This is a genomic window from Arthrobacter sp. Y3225116 (genome assembly GCF_059091245.1).
Window position 1 is genome coordinate 1 of record NZ_JBNHGL010000004.1, and the last position, 12,871, is coordinate 12,871.

Annotated in this window: 13 protein-coding genes; 4 read left to right on the plus strand and 9 right to left on the minus strand. The window is 62.0% G+C overall.

Annotation, left to right across the window (positions count from 1 at the left end; genetic code table 11):
• A partial coding sequence (locus AC5RV2_RS01010; protein WP_494090761.1) for a thiolase family protein occupies window positions 1–991 on the plus strand: 991 nt, incomplete at its 5' end.
• Window positions 988–1,419, plus strand: a complete 432-nt coding sequence (locus tag AC5RV2_RS01015; protein WP_494090762.1) for a Zn-ribbon domain-containing OB-fold protein — start codon at window positions 988–990, stop codon at window positions 1,417–1,419. The genes AC5RV2_RS01010 and AC5RV2_RS01015, both read left to right, overlap by 4 nt.
• Before the next feature lie 528 nt (window positions 1,420–1,947).
• Here AC5RV2_RS01015 and AC5RV2_RS01020 read toward each other — a convergent pair.
• The 6 genes from AC5RV2_RS01020 to chcC2 form a co-directional block, all read right to left on the minus strand.
• Window positions 1,948–2,445, minus strand: a complete 498-nt coding sequence (locus AC5RV2_RS01020) for an HtaA domain-containing protein (RefSeq protein WP_494090763.1) — start codon at window positions 2,443–2,445, stop codon at window positions 1,948–1,950.
• Between the two features lie 9 nt (window positions 2,446–2,454).
• A complete protein-coding gene (locus tag AC5RV2_RS01025) occupies window positions 2,455–3,720 on the minus strand; it encodes an NAD(P)/FAD-dependent oxidoreductase (RefSeq protein WP_494090764.1) in 1,266 nt (421 codons plus the stop codon).
• Window positions 3,717–3,908 carry a ferredoxin gene (locus AC5RV2_RS01030; protein ID WP_494090765.1) on the minus strand — a complete coding sequence of 64 codons (192 nt, stop codon included), beginning with the start codon at window positions 3,906–3,908 and terminating at the stop codon, window positions 3,717–3,719. Before AC5RV2_RS01030 ends, AC5RV2_RS01025 begins: the two co-directional genes overlap by 4 nt.
• 33 nt (window positions 3,909–3,941) lie before the next feature.
• Entirely contained in the window at window positions 3,942–5,210 is a 1,269-nt protein-coding gene (locus AC5RV2_RS01035) for a cytochrome P450 (RefSeq protein WP_494090766.1), read from the minus strand.
• A gap of 50 nt (window positions 5,211–5,260) precedes the next feature.
• Window positions 5,261–6,235: an ABC transporter substrate-binding protein gene (locus AC5RV2_RS01040; RefSeq protein WP_494090767.1), complete on the minus strand. Its 975-nt coding sequence runs from the start codon at window positions 6,233–6,235 to the stop codon at window positions 5,261–5,263.
• 178 nt (window positions 6,236–6,413) lie between these two features.
• The gene (chcC2, locus tag AC5RV2_RS01045; protein ID WP_494090768.1) at window positions 6,414–8,144 is read right to left on the minus strand and encodes a 4-oxocyclohex-2-ene-1-carboxylate 5-dehydrogenase; all 1,731 of its coding nucleotides are present in this window, start codon (window positions 8,142–8,144) and stop codon (window positions 6,414–6,416) included.
• A 150-nt stretch (window positions 8,145–8,294) separates the two neighbouring features.
• Between chcC2 and AC5RV2_RS01050 the strand changes: the two genes are divergently transcribed.
• Both AC5RV2_RS01050 and AC5RV2_RS01055 read left to right on the plus strand, forming a co-directional pair.
• On the plus strand, window positions 8,295–9,023 hold the full coding sequence (locus AC5RV2_RS01050; RefSeq protein WP_494090769.1) for a FadR/GntR family transcriptional regulator: 729 nt from the start codon (window positions 8,295–8,297) through the stop codon (window positions 9,021–9,023).
• Between the two features lie 326 nt (window positions 9,024–9,349).
• On the plus strand, window positions 9,350–10,075 hold the full coding sequence (locus AC5RV2_RS01055; protein WP_494090770.1) for a FadR/GntR family transcriptional regulator: 726 nt from the start codon (window positions 9,350–9,352) through the stop codon (window positions 10,073–10,075).
• Window positions 10,076–10,513: 438 nt separating this feature from the next.
• Here the strand turns inward: AC5RV2_RS01055 and AC5RV2_RS01060 are convergent, their stop codons facing one another.
• The 3 genes from AC5RV2_RS01060 to AC5RV2_RS01070 all read right to left on the minus strand — a co-directional run bounded on the left by AC5RV2_RS01060 (window position 10,514) and on the right by AC5RV2_RS01070 (window position 12,866).
• Window positions 10,514–11,110 (minus strand): hypothetical protein, encoded by a 597-nt coding sequence (locus tag AC5RV2_RS01060; RefSeq protein ID WP_494090771.1) that lies wholly within the window; start codon window positions 11,108–11,110, stop codon window positions 10,514–10,516.
• Window positions 11,111–11,445: 335 nt separating this feature from the next.
• Window positions 11,446–11,667: a ferredoxin gene (locus AC5RV2_RS01065; protein ID WP_494090772.1), complete on the minus strand. Its 222-nt coding sequence runs from the start codon at window positions 11,665–11,667 to the stop codon at window positions 11,446–11,448.
• Window positions 11,664–12,866: a cytochrome P450 gene (locus AC5RV2_RS01070; RefSeq protein ID WP_494090773.1), complete on the minus strand. Its 1,203-nt coding sequence runs from the start codon at window positions 12,864–12,866 to the stop codon at window positions 11,664–11,666. Before AC5RV2_RS01070 ends, AC5RV2_RS01065 begins: the two co-directional genes overlap by 4 nt.
• Window positions 12,867–12,871 lie beyond the last annotated feature (5 nt).

Below are 12,871 nucleotides of genomic sequence, written 5' to 3' on the forward strand. Positions count from 1 at the left end.
CGCCACCTTCATGGCAAACTACCTTCGGTTGCCATGCCACGGAACGGTCTCCGAGGTCCTGGGCAACGGAATGACCGGCGGGTGGGCCTTCGAGAACGCGGCGAATGACATCCTCCTCGGCCGGGCACGGGTCTCCTTGGCGCTCGGCATCAACTTCGAGACTGCTGCCCGCGCCCAGGACCACATGATGAGTTCAATGCGGGCCACCGGCGACGTGGACTTCCAATCGAGCTTCGGCATCACGCCCATCGCGTGGTATGCGATGGACGCCAACCGGTACATCCACGAACACGGCTCGTCCCGGGAGGAGATCGCCTCTGTGGCGGTTAAGAACAGGAGGCACGCCTCGTTGAACCCCTTGGCCCAGTTTCGGAAGCCGATTACCCTCGAGGAGGTGCTCGAACAGCGCCCGATCGTCGAGCCCCTCGGCCTGTACGAGGTCCCGCCGCGCAGCGACGGAGCCGTGGTCCTCGTCCTCGCGGATGAGGAGTATGCGAAGAGTCTGGGCAAACCGTATGTCAGGGTGCGCGGGCGCGGCTTCTTCCACGAGGGCGCGCATCAGATCAGCGAGATCCCAAACGATATGACGGCCTTCGCCTCCGTCCGAGGAGCATCCCGCCAGGCCTACGAGGCGGCCGGTGTGACGGCCGCGGACATCGACGTCGCAGAAGTGTACGCACCGTGCACGATTGTCGAAGTCCTGGCATCCGAGGCTCTGGGACTAGCCCCGGTGGGCAAAGGAGCCCGGTGGGCCTCTGAGGGCAGGACGGCATTGGGTGGGGATATGCCGATTTCCACATCGGGCGGGCTCACCTCGCGGGGCCACCCGGCATACGTCACGCCGCTCTACAGTTTCGTTGAGATCTACGAGCAGCTGCTTGGCTTGGCCGGAGAACGTCAAGTCCAGGGAGCGGAGCTGGGCCTGACGAGCGCGGAGCTGGGCAACTATAACGCCGCTCTCGTACACATCCTTGAAGGAGTTCACCAGTGATTCAGACCATCGACGTCGATCGTCCGCACCCGTACCCTCCCCGCATTACTGAATTTACCCGGACATTTTGGGACGGACTGCGCGAGGGCCGCCTCCTCACAACCGCTGGCCGGCGCAGCGGGCAGGCTGCCTTCCCACCCAAACCCATCTCCCCGCAGGACTGGGAGGAGGAGGTTGACTGGATCGAGCTGAGCGGGCGGGGGACACTTTATTCCCACACGACCATCCACGCGGCACCGACGGCTTTCGTGGACGAGCTGCCGTACCAGGTGTGCATCGTCGACCTGGACGAGAACATTCGGATGGCCACGAGGTATGTCGGTGAAAGCGCTCCACGAGTCGGGGAACGGGTCGAAATCGTGGCGGTGCGCTACACCGACCTTGTCTCGTACGCCGCGCGGGCTTTGGAGCCGGCCGGGAGCCAGTAGCAAGACGACTGCCCGCCGCGGCCGCGCTGTTCCCCGGACGACGGATTGCGAGATGCACGGTCTGGTTCCGGGGAGCAGCGTGCCGCATGAGCTTCCCAGCCTGACGATCCGAATAGTGCCGGGACGCCGCGCGAGCCCGGTCTCTGGTCTATCAAGAGCGGAAACCGGAAGCATGACGCCGACGCCAGCCGCGCCTGACACCAGTTACGGGATGCTCGACCCGCACCCAAATATCCGGAACCGTCTAAATTGGTCAACCGACCACGGGGGACACTCCTCTGCGTGACCTTCTCGCCGCCGGAAGGGTACTATTCTTTCCGCTCTTACCGCGAGGGTACTGGCCGAAGAATCGTCAGAGAACTGACTCAGGCTCCGGGCCGGATGAGTATCTGGCCGGTAGACCTTCGAGGCTCCGGAGGGCGTCATACGGTTCAATTCGCGGAGACGAGAGCAGCCGCCGTACCGATGGGGACCGGTACGGCGGCTGCTCCTCAGCGTGGCGAAAAAGAGTAGATCAGACGCTGATTGTTACTGGGCCGGAAGGCCGGCCGTCCCGTAAGTGAGCGGGTCCGCTTCCGCGCCCGGCGGGTAGACGGAGCCCAGCAGTGCAGAGCCCTGCAGGGTCAGCTGTGTGTGAGCCAGGACTGGGCCTGGGCCGTCGTCAGAGGTTGTCCGGTGAAGGGTCGCAATCGGGATCCTTCGCGGACCGGTCCCGGAAGGGGCGGTGTCGACTGTGATGACTGTCCCCGCGGCCGTTTCCTCCATCCAAGGATCGGAAATGTCGACGCGCAGGGCACCTCTGTATCCCTGGAAACGTACCGCCCCGCGGAAGCGGAGGATTCGGGTGCCGGCATCGTCTGTTTCGGCTCCGTCGAAGTCGAAGACGAGGGTCTCCGGTTCCATTCGCCCTGCGTCTCCGATCCAGGTTTCCGTCCCGTCCGGCAGTGACCGGACGTACTCGCGGAACGATTGCTTAATGTTCCACGTGAGTTCGTTATGTGGTGCTCCGTGACCTTCGCCGGCCATGTTTGCCTCCTAGGCTACGGGGACGGCCTGCTTGGCGGCCTTGGCCGCTTCCGCGCCGAGTCCGCGGTAGTGCTCAATCATTTCCTGCCAGCTGGCCCCATTGCGGATCTTCCGTCTGTCCTTCATGATTTTCGACGGCTCGTTGACGGCCAGTACCCCGACCGCTGCGTCACCGTTGCGGTACAGGACAACGAATTTGTCCTCTTCCGTTGCACCATGAACGACTTCGGGCTCCGCATCGGTTGCTGTGCCGGCGAATTGGATCCTGTTGCCGTACCAGTCGCTCCAGAAGTAGGGGACGGTCGCGTACGGCTCCTGGTCATCGTCGCCGCCGACGGCGTTGGCTCCGGCCAGCGCGCCTTGCTCGTTGGCGCTCGTCCAGGTCTCCAGCCGCCCGTTGCGTCCGGTAAGCGCGTTGGGCCAGCTGACCACGTCGCCGGCGGCGTACACGTTCTCCAGGGACGTCTGCAGGTGTTCGTTGCAGGCGATGCTTCCGTCGGGGGCCAGTTCGATGCCGGATTCCTGGAGCCAGGACGTGTTGGGCACGACACCGATGGAAACGAGCAGCAGGTCCGTGGTGATTTCGCTGCCGTCACTGAGCAGAACACCGGTGACCTTGTTCGCTTGGGTCCTGACCTCCGTGAGCGTGACGCCGCAGCGCAGATCGGTGCCGTTCCTGCGGTGCATATCGGACAGCAGGACACCCATGCGGCGGCCCAGGGCTCGTTCCAGCGGGTGCTCGGTGGCTTCGATGATGGTGACCGGGCAACCGCGGCTACGGGCCGCGGAGGCGATCTCGGCGCCGATGATGCCGGCGCCGACGATGGTGATGCGGGATCCTGAGTCAACTGCCTGGCGCAGCCGGGCGACGTCGTCGAAATTGCGCAGGGTGACGATACCTGCGGCGTCCGGAAGATCCGGGAGTTGGCGCGGGCGGGCACCGGTGGCAATGATCAGCGCGTCGTACCGCACGGGCCGTTCTCCTACGGTGATGGTTTTTTCCGCAGGGTTCAGTGCTGAGGCCGGCTTCCCCAGCATGAAGGTCACCTGGAGGTCCGTGTAGGCGCTGTCTTCGCGCAGGTAGGGGATGGGTGCGGCATCCACCAGGCACTGCTTGGACAGCGGTGGGCGGTCGTAGGGCAGTTCCTTCTCGTCGCCGACGATCAGGATCTCGCCGGTGAATCCCTTGGCCCTGGCGGATTCAGCCGCCCGCAGTCCCGCGAGGGAAGCTCCAACGATCACCAAACGGTCGGCACTGCCGAGCGCGGCGCTCATGACAGGATCCTCAGTGCTGCTGTGGGGCAGGAGCGGACGGCTTCTTCGACCGTTACGCGCTGGTCGTCGGTGACTGTCTCGGAGAGCAAAACGAGCTTACCGTCGTCCCCGACCTCGAAGTGGTCCGGTGATGCGGCCTCGCATAGGCCGAGTCCGACACACTTGACCCTGTCGACTTCGATCTTCATGTTTCTTTCCTTCTGCTTTGTAGAGGTACCGGGTTAGGCGGCGGCAATATGGACCGGCAGGTGCCGCACGCCGTGGATGAGGTTGCTGACCAGATACTCCGGCTGACCGGTAACAGTGATTTCGGTGCGGCTCAGCAACTGGCCGAAAATCGCCTGCAGCATGGTGGTGGCGAAACGGTTGCCGAGGCAGAAGTGAACGCCGCCGCCGCCGAACGAAACATGCGGATTCGGCGTGCGGGAGAGGTCGAACTTCATCGGATCCGTGAACCGTTCTTCGTCACGGTTGGCAGAGCAGTAGAACAGAGCCAATTTGTCGCCCCGGGCGATCTGATGGCCCTTGAACTCCACGTCCCGGGCAGCGGTGCGGGCATGGTGGATCACCGGGCTTGCGTAGCGCAGGAATTCGTTCGTCGCCGTGGCGATCCTGCCGTCAAAGTCCTCCATTAGCCAGCGCTTCTGATCCGGATTCGCGTCGAGAGCCATCATGGTGAGGGTCGTGGTCTGCTTCGTCGTGTCGTTTGACGCGATAGCCATGAGGTAGGCGAAACCCCCGATGTCATCATCCGACAGCTGGTGGCCATTCTGTTCGGCCCGGACCAGGTTGGTGACCAGGTCGTCGCCGGGGTTCTTCCTGCGGTGGGCAGCCAGGCTTCGTCCAAGGTCGAACATGTAGGCGCGTGCGGCCTTGAACGCCTTGAGGGGATTTTCCGGGTCGCCGTATTCGGGGTCCGCCTTGCCGATGAGCGCGCCGGCGGCCGAGATGAACTGCTCTACCTCTGAATCCGGTACGCCCATCAGGCGTGCGCCGGTGATGGCAGGCAGCCGCTCGGCACAGGCAGTCACAAAGTCGACGTCACCAGCACCGGCAAGGTCGTCAACAATCGCCGCAGCGGCGCCGTGGATGTCATCGACGAGACGCCCGACCTGTTTAGGTGTGAAGGCTGCGCTGACGAGGGCCCGGTTCTGCTGGTGGAGGGCACCGTCCTGGGTGTGGAAGAAGCTTGACGCCGATCCGTCCCAGGGGTAGGGGTCCACGTGCAGGCCGTAGCCGGAAAGGAACACATCGTTCATCCGCGCCGCGTCGGCTAGGTCGTCGGCCTTTGTAATGGCCCAGAATCCCTTTTCCTCATGTTCCATGGGGATTTCTGTGGGACGGTGGAAGCTCACGGGCGCTTCCTTGCGCAGCTTCGCGAAGGTCGCTTCGCGTTCTTTGAACGTCTGCGACCAGAAGGCGGCCGATGAGATGTCGTAGTCGGTGGTGTATTCGTGCTCGGTCCATGCCTTTTGGGCGACAATTGTCATTGTTGGAGCCTCCTCGTGCTCGTGGAGATTTTCGTAAGGGGCGGCAGCCGCTAGCCGGCGACCATCTGGGAGACGTTGACGGTGGATTCCGTGTAGCCGTACTTGGCCATCAGGTCGGCGAACCGCTGGAGCGGATCCGTGCGTACTTCGGAGTCCAAATCTTCGATAATCACCTTGTCCGCCGTGGCCTTGTCCATCTTGATGAAATCGGGCAGGACTTCCCGAAGCTCTTCTTCGTTCTCGGTCGCGTAGTCCAGAACCTCGTCCAAAGCCGGCCGAAGCTTTTCGATGACATCCGCGTTCTCTGCGGCCCACTTCTCAGAGGTGAACACCAGCTGGGTACTTTGCTGGGGTACTGCCTCTGCGTAAGGCGAGGTGACCAGATGGTGCCCCGCGTTAATGGCGTTGGTAAGGAACGGTTCGGAAAGCCAGATCGCATCAGCGTTGCCGCGCTCCAGCTGCGCTTGGGCGTCCTGGAAGGGCATCTCGGTGAACTTGGTATCGTCCGGATTTCCGCCCTTCTTGGAGATCGTTTCCTTGATGGTCAGGTCACCCGGCCCGTTAATGGTATTCACCGAGACTGTCTTACCCGCCAGATCCAGTGGCGTTTCGATGCCCGATCCCTGCAGGGCTACGACGCCGTTGCTGTCCGGGCGGTCCTCGGGTGAATACCCGTACCCGGCCACGATCTTCATCCCCAGCCCCTTGTCCTGGGCCGTGAGGACCGAAATCGGGTGGCCGAGGGCCACATCAAGGGACCCCGCGGTGACTGCTGGCAGCAATGCCGCGCCGCCCGTGCCCTGCGTTAATTCCAACTTGAATCCGTGCTTTTCGAAGATCCCCTTCTCCATGCCCAGCTGCAGTGCCCCGGCCGAGGCCGCCGGGACAAAACCGATCTTGAGAGTGGTCAGCCCGGATTCATCTGCCTCTAGGCCGTTGGCTCCGGAGACGGAGCCTTCGCCGCACGCTGCCAGCGACAACAGAACGACAGCGGCAGCAGCGGCCTTGAACGCCTTACTTTTCATTAGTCCTGCTTTCTGGGAGGTCCCTGCTCGGCAAAGTAACTTTCTAGTTAGCAGAGCAACATCTTTTACTCGTCAATGGTCCATCCATTGATATTGTGGTGGCCGCTGGCCTGTGTGTCAACCATCACGTCTTAACGGAGCCGCACATCGGTGCTGCCGCCCCTTGCCTCGGCGGCGTTTAGGAGGCCGGGCTTCGTTCCGTCCCGTCTTTGGTGGCGAGTTTGGCGATGTCGCGGCCGGCGCGGTATCCGAAGATGAGGGCGGGGCCGATGTGGGAGCCGTAGCCGGGGTAGCCGCCGCCGAAGACGGAGACAGCTGCGGCGCCTGCGGCGAGCAGGCCGGGGATTGGAGCGCCCTCGGGCGTGATGACTTCGTTGTTTTCGTTAACGGCGATCCCGGCGAAGGTGCCGAGATCGCCCATCTGGATCTTGGCTGCATAGTAGGGGCCCTTCCCGACGGGGGCGAGGTTGGGATTGGGTTTGTGCGCCAAATCCCCGCGGAAGTGGTTGTAGGGCGTGGAGCCGCGGCCGAAGGCCGGGTCCTCCCCGCGCTCGGCGCCCGGGTTGAACTCGGCCACTGTCTGCTTGAGCCCTTCGGCGTCGATGTCCAGTTTGGCTGCGAGTTCATCGAGGGTGTCCGCCTTGACCAGGTAGCCGGTCTTGTAGAAGTAGCCGCGAGGCATCGGCCACGGTTTGGCGTAGCCGATGCCGTATTTGTGCATGGTCTTCGCGTCCCCGATGACGTAGCCGAAGGTTTTGTCCTCACCGGTGTTGTGCTCGATCATCCGCCCGCCGAAGTCGTGGTAGCTCAGCGCCTCGTTACCAAAGCGGCGGCCGCGACGATCCACTGCGATCAGGCCCGGCAGGCCGATGGCGCGCAGGTGCGGGAAGAGGCGCTCTGTACCGGTACGCAGGTATTTGAAGACCGTGACCGGGGCCCAGGAGCCGACACTGAAAACCGAATCGTCAATGTACCCGCCAGCGGACACCGCCAGGTTCGCAGCATCGCCACCATGGCCGACGGTGGGTGTGAAGTGGTCGTCGCCGGCGCGGTCGTGGGGGAAGTACCGGCGGCGCAGCTCTTTGTTTCCGGAGAATCCGCCTGCGGCAAGGATGACTCCAAGCCGGGCGCGGACTGTGCCCGCGTGTTCACCGCCGAGGACCGCGCCGGAGACGCGTCCGTCGTCGTCGCGGGTCAGCTCCAGAACCGGAGAGGAACGCCACATGCGCACCCCCGCGTCGTATGCGCTCTTGACCATCCGGATGATCAGCGCGTTGCCATTGGAGCGCAGCACCGGGCGGCGGTAACGTGCGGCGTCAAACCAGGTGCGCAGCAGCTTGCGCGCTACATACACAAAGGACTTCAGCGACTGGTTGACACGGAAGAACTCGTTGATGTCCGCGCCCACTTGAGGCATGTACCCGAAGACGGTGTAGGAGCTCATATAAGGCTGGATGGTCAGCCGCTTGTCACCCAAGATCCGGGCGTCAACGTCTTTCGGGATGACCGCGCGGCCGGAGAGCCGAGCGCCGGGCAGGTCCATCTGGTAGTCCGGCGCCTTCTCCGGGTAGATGAACTCGACGTCCGTCTCATTCTCAAAGAAGGCGATGGCTTCCGCGACGCTGTCCAGAAACCGGGCGACACCCTCGGTGTTGTACGTAGTTGGCGCGAGGTTGCGAAGGTAGGTTTCAACTTCCTCACGGGTGTCGCCATGTGCTAGCCCCTGCTTGTTTCCGGGGATCCACGCCCAGCCGGCGGAAATGGCCGTGGTGCCGCCGAAATACTGTTCCTTCTCCGCAACGATCACGCTCAGACCTTGGCTTGCCGCCTTCAGCGCGGCCGCCAGTCCCGCCGCGCCGGAACCTATCACCAAGACGTCGCATTCAATAACCGGGCTTTGCTGGTCCATTTTTCCGCCAATCTCCTCAGCCAGTGCATCGGACCAACAAAATGGTCCATCCATTGATATGATGGGACTCACAGATAGGGCCGTCAAGTTGAAGCCCACAAAGGAAGAAGGAATAAGACAGATGGCGGGGGCCATGGAAGGAACAGCCACATGACGGAGGCATCAGTAACCTTCACCCCGGCTCAGACCCGCCGGGCCTTTGACGACATCATCGACCAGGTGCGGGGTCAGTTGAAGTCGGGGGATCTGAAGCCCGGGCAAAAGCTGCCGAGCGAAAGGGATTTCGCCGTCCAGTTGGGAGTCAGCAGGAATACCGTCCGCGAAGCGATCCGCATGTTGGAGATCGCGGGACTGGTTACCCTGAAAAAGGGCACGACAGGAGGGGCGTTCATTGCCTCCTCGAACGAGGAGGCATTGGCCCAGGGGCTTTCGGACGGGCTCTCTCTGGCCAACTTTTCCATTGCCGATCTAATGGAAGCCCGCATCGCGATGGAGACGTTCATTGCCCGCCGCGCGGCCGAGGAAGTCACGGACGAGGAGATCGCCGAGCTTGAAGCGTTGGTTGAAAAGGCCAAGGACCCGGCGAAGGAGGGGAACTGGCCGGCCAGGCTGAAGGCGCACCTGGAGTTCGAGGAAAAACTTGTTGCGGCCGCCCGAAACCCCGTTCTTGCCCTGCTGATCAAGCCGCTCCTCGACCTGACTACAAACGTTTCTCTTCGTATCGGACCCACTGCCGGGGACGTTATCTGGGAAGTCAGGCGCTGTCTATTGGACGAACTGCAGTACAGGGACCCGGAAGCGGCTGAGCGGACTGTACATACGTACCTTGAACTGCTGCACGAACGGTGGCTGGGTGAAGCCATGGATGGGACCTCATGACGCCACTGTTCACGTCATTCCCTGCTCGATTCAGATAAAACCGTGGGTGAGGCGGCCTCACCGCGCTCTGAGTCCATCTATTGTTTCCTCTGCCACCCGCATCCATGGCCGTGGACCAAAAGGTCCGGCCATTGATAGCATCAGGGGAAAACCTGAACAGCGCAACCGCTCTCTACGGGCTGTCGGTGCAATCGGCCGCTCCTAACGTTCAAGCGTGAATCCATCACCTCAGGGACGTGGGGCCACCAGCACTTAGCAGTTAAGGGATCGGCCGATAGCCACTTCCGCGCAGTCAAAGAAAATGCGCCAGGGAAAGGAACAGCCACATGACGGAGGCATCAGTAACCTTCACCCCGGCTCAGACCCGCCGGGCCTTTGACGACATCATCGACCAGGTGCGGGGTCAGTTGAAGTCGGGGGATCTGAAGCCCGGGCAAAAGCTGCCGAGCGAAAGGGATTTCGCCGTCCAGCTGGGAGTCAGCAGGAATACCGTCCGCGAAGCGATCCGCATGTTGGAGATCGCGGGACTGGTTACCCTGAAAAAGGGCGCGACAGGAGGGGCGTTCATTGCCTCCTCGAACGAGGAGGCATTGGCCCAGGGGCTTTCGGACGGGCTCTCTCTGGCCAACTTTTCCATTGCCGATCTAATGGAAGCCCGCATCGCGATGGAGACGTTCATTGCCCGCCGCGCGGCCGAGGAAGTCACGGACGAGGAGATCGCCGAGCTTGAAGCGTTGGTTGAAAAGGCCAAGGACCCGGCGAAGGAGGGGAACTGGCCGGCCAGGCTGAAGGCGCACCTGGAGTTCGAGGAAAAACTTGTTGCGGCCGCCCGAAACCCCGTTCTTGCCCTGCTGATCAAGCCGCTCCTCGACCTGACTGCCTCTGTCTCGCTACGCATAGGTCGTCCTACTGCCGGGGACGTGATGTGGGAGGTTCGCGGGAGTCTGCTTGATGCCCTTAGACACCGTGACCCGGAGAAAGCAGAGAATACCGTTCGCGCGTACCTTGAACTCCTCCATGAACGCTGGCTGGGCGAAAGCGTTGAACCATGATTTCCTAGGCGAGGGCATACCGGCGGCTATCGGGGATCATCGAAGCCCTCGGCCACCGGAGTTTCGTACTAGAGGGAAAGCTGCGGTTGCAGCCGTCAAGCAAGAAACCTGAAGTGTAACAGCGGCGTCATATTTCAGCCTGATAGTGGTGTGCGGGGCGTCCACCAGTTGGTGCACGCCCCGCATTGGAAGCCCATGAAGCTGACACCCGGTTCCCGGCCCTGCCCGAGGTGGCCGGTTCCGCGGCGAGCGGGAGAGCCGATTCCTTTGCCTTCCCCTGCACCAGAACCTGGCGGAGAACAGGCACGTCAGTCAGGAAAGGAAGTCGACAACCAGTGGCTCAGGGCCGGGTGGCGGATCAGGCCGTATCTACGCGCACGATTGGGCGGATATTGAACTGACCGGGCTGCTATCTACCTTCACTAGAGGTCGCTACCCTCATTCATCGGCGTCAGTTCGCTCACGGGCGAGTGTTGTGAGCAGATCTTCGTGAAGCTCCATCCAGATGTCGTGGTATGAGCCTGAGAGTGGAAGGGTGAGAGCACCGGTCTCACCGTTGCGGAAGGCAGCCAATGACCGGTCGAATCGCGGCTGGTAGTACTTGAACCTGTCTATGACAGCGGTGGCTGAGGCCAGTATCGAGGAGACCTGTGAGTGGACTTCATCAAGACGTGGCAGTACCACTGATATATCGCCGTCTGCATGGAGTTGCCAGTCGGTCGTTAGCTTCTTGAACTGCCGGTTAGGTGCGAGGAATTCTTCGTAGATCGGGGTTAGAGCTGAGACTTGATCGGGGGTTACGGCTGATTCTCGGAGTTGGGAGCGTCTCTCCCTGCCCGAGGACGTCAGTGTGAAGCCGTTGATTCGCCCGGAGCGCTGCTTGACCAGCCCGTCCTCGCCGGCAGTTGTCAGATAACCATGAATGTCGGCGGCCGGTATGCCGATGCTCTCCGACAGCTGCTCGGCATCGGCGAAGCCCCGCACTTTCAGGGCGTGCAGAATGCAGTATTCGTCAATTTCAACTTTGGTGGACACGGAACCTCCATGAACTGTGTATCTTCGGGTCAAGCGGCCTCCACGGTCAACGGAGGCCGGGAATAATGTGGCGGAAGGATAAATATGCCGACGGCCCGCATCTTGGCAGACGCTTAGCCCTGGGTGATGATGTTCCCTCCTCTGGTGAAGCCGCCACCCGTCGCCCCGTCTGCGAGAGAATCGAGATGCTTGGCGTTTGAGAGACGCGGGGACCCCGGGGCATCATTGGCCCCCTTTTATTACCGGAGCTGAAGCGGCGAGGACAAGCCGGTGAGCGCGGATGCCACTGTCAGAATAATCAGTGTTGCCTGCTATGCCGGTTCGCTCAGTTTCGGTCAGCCGTTGAGCTTCAAGGCTTGCACAGGGCATCGGCGTACGGCCTGCTCCACGGGGCCGACTTCACTCTCGGGCAGCGGACCCTCAAGGACGTCAAGGTCTCCGTTGTCGTTGATGCTGAACACATTGGGTGCGGCGAACTCGCATTGTCCGTGGCTCTCACACAGGTCCCAGTCGACGACGACCTTCATCGTTTCTCCGTTCATCTTTGTAGTGGTCATGATGTTTCGACAGCCACCCTTAGCCGTTTGAATGCGTGGAATTGGTTTGTATGCAGCCGGTCTGGTTCTTCCAGGGGGCGGAATCGGATCCCGCGCTCCAACACTTTTTGGAGGAACGTGGTTACTTCGGCGCGGGCCAGGTGTGAGCCCATGCAGGCATGGATGCCCCAACCGAATCCCAGGTGGTCGTTCGGTGCACGACCGATGTGCAACGTGTCGGGGTCCTCGAATACGTCCGGGTCTCGGTTGGCGGCCTGGAACCAGAGAACCACCTTGTCGCCTTGGCGGATGGTTGTTCCCTGCCAGTCGACATCCCGGGTCGCTGTGCGGCGCATCGCCCGGATGGGGGTGACGAACCGCAGGAGCTCCTCGATTGCAGGTTTGATGAGCGAATGGTCCGCCATGAGTGCGTCCCACTGCTCGGGAAACTGGTCGAATGCAAGGACGGCGCCGGTGATCAGGTTGCGTGTTGTCTCATTGCCGGCACCCACCAGCACGAAGTAGTAGGCGGCAAGGTCTTCCCAGCTGAGCGGCTGGCCGTCGATCTCCGCAGCCACGAGCTTCGAGATGATGTCGTTGCGCGGTTCGGCCCGGCGCTTCGCGGTCAAGTCGCGGAAGTAGGCGAAGAGCTCCTCGCGTGCCCGCTCTTTCTCGTCCGGACCGGTCATAAACTCGGGGTCATCGGAGATCACCCGGTTGGTCCAGTCGAGAAGCAGGCCGCAGTCCTCGACGGGGACACCGAGCACCTGGCCGAGCACACGAATCGGCAGGAGAGCGGAGACCGTGCTGACGAGTTCGATTTCGTTCTGCGCGGCAACGGTGTCGAGAATTTCGTCGACCGTCTCCGCGATGACGTCGTGCCATTCGGTTATCTTGACGGCTCGGAGATGCGGTGTGACGAGTTTGCGGAGTTTGCCATGCCGGGGCGGGTCGGTGTTGTGGACGGTACTTGTCCCTCCCTCAACCTTTCGGCTGAGGATTTGGGTGCCCTCACCGTTGATGAAAGTCAGCGGGTCATTGAGCACCTCGACGATGTCCGAGTAGCGGGTGAGTGACCAGAACCCGGGACCATTGGGCTCCGTGTTCCAGTGCAGCGGCTCGGCCGCACGGAGTCGTGCGAGTAGATCGTTTTCGGTGCCGTCGATGAACGGGGCCAGGTCCATCAGGTCGATGTCTGAGTCAGGCTGGGTGATTGTCATAGTAA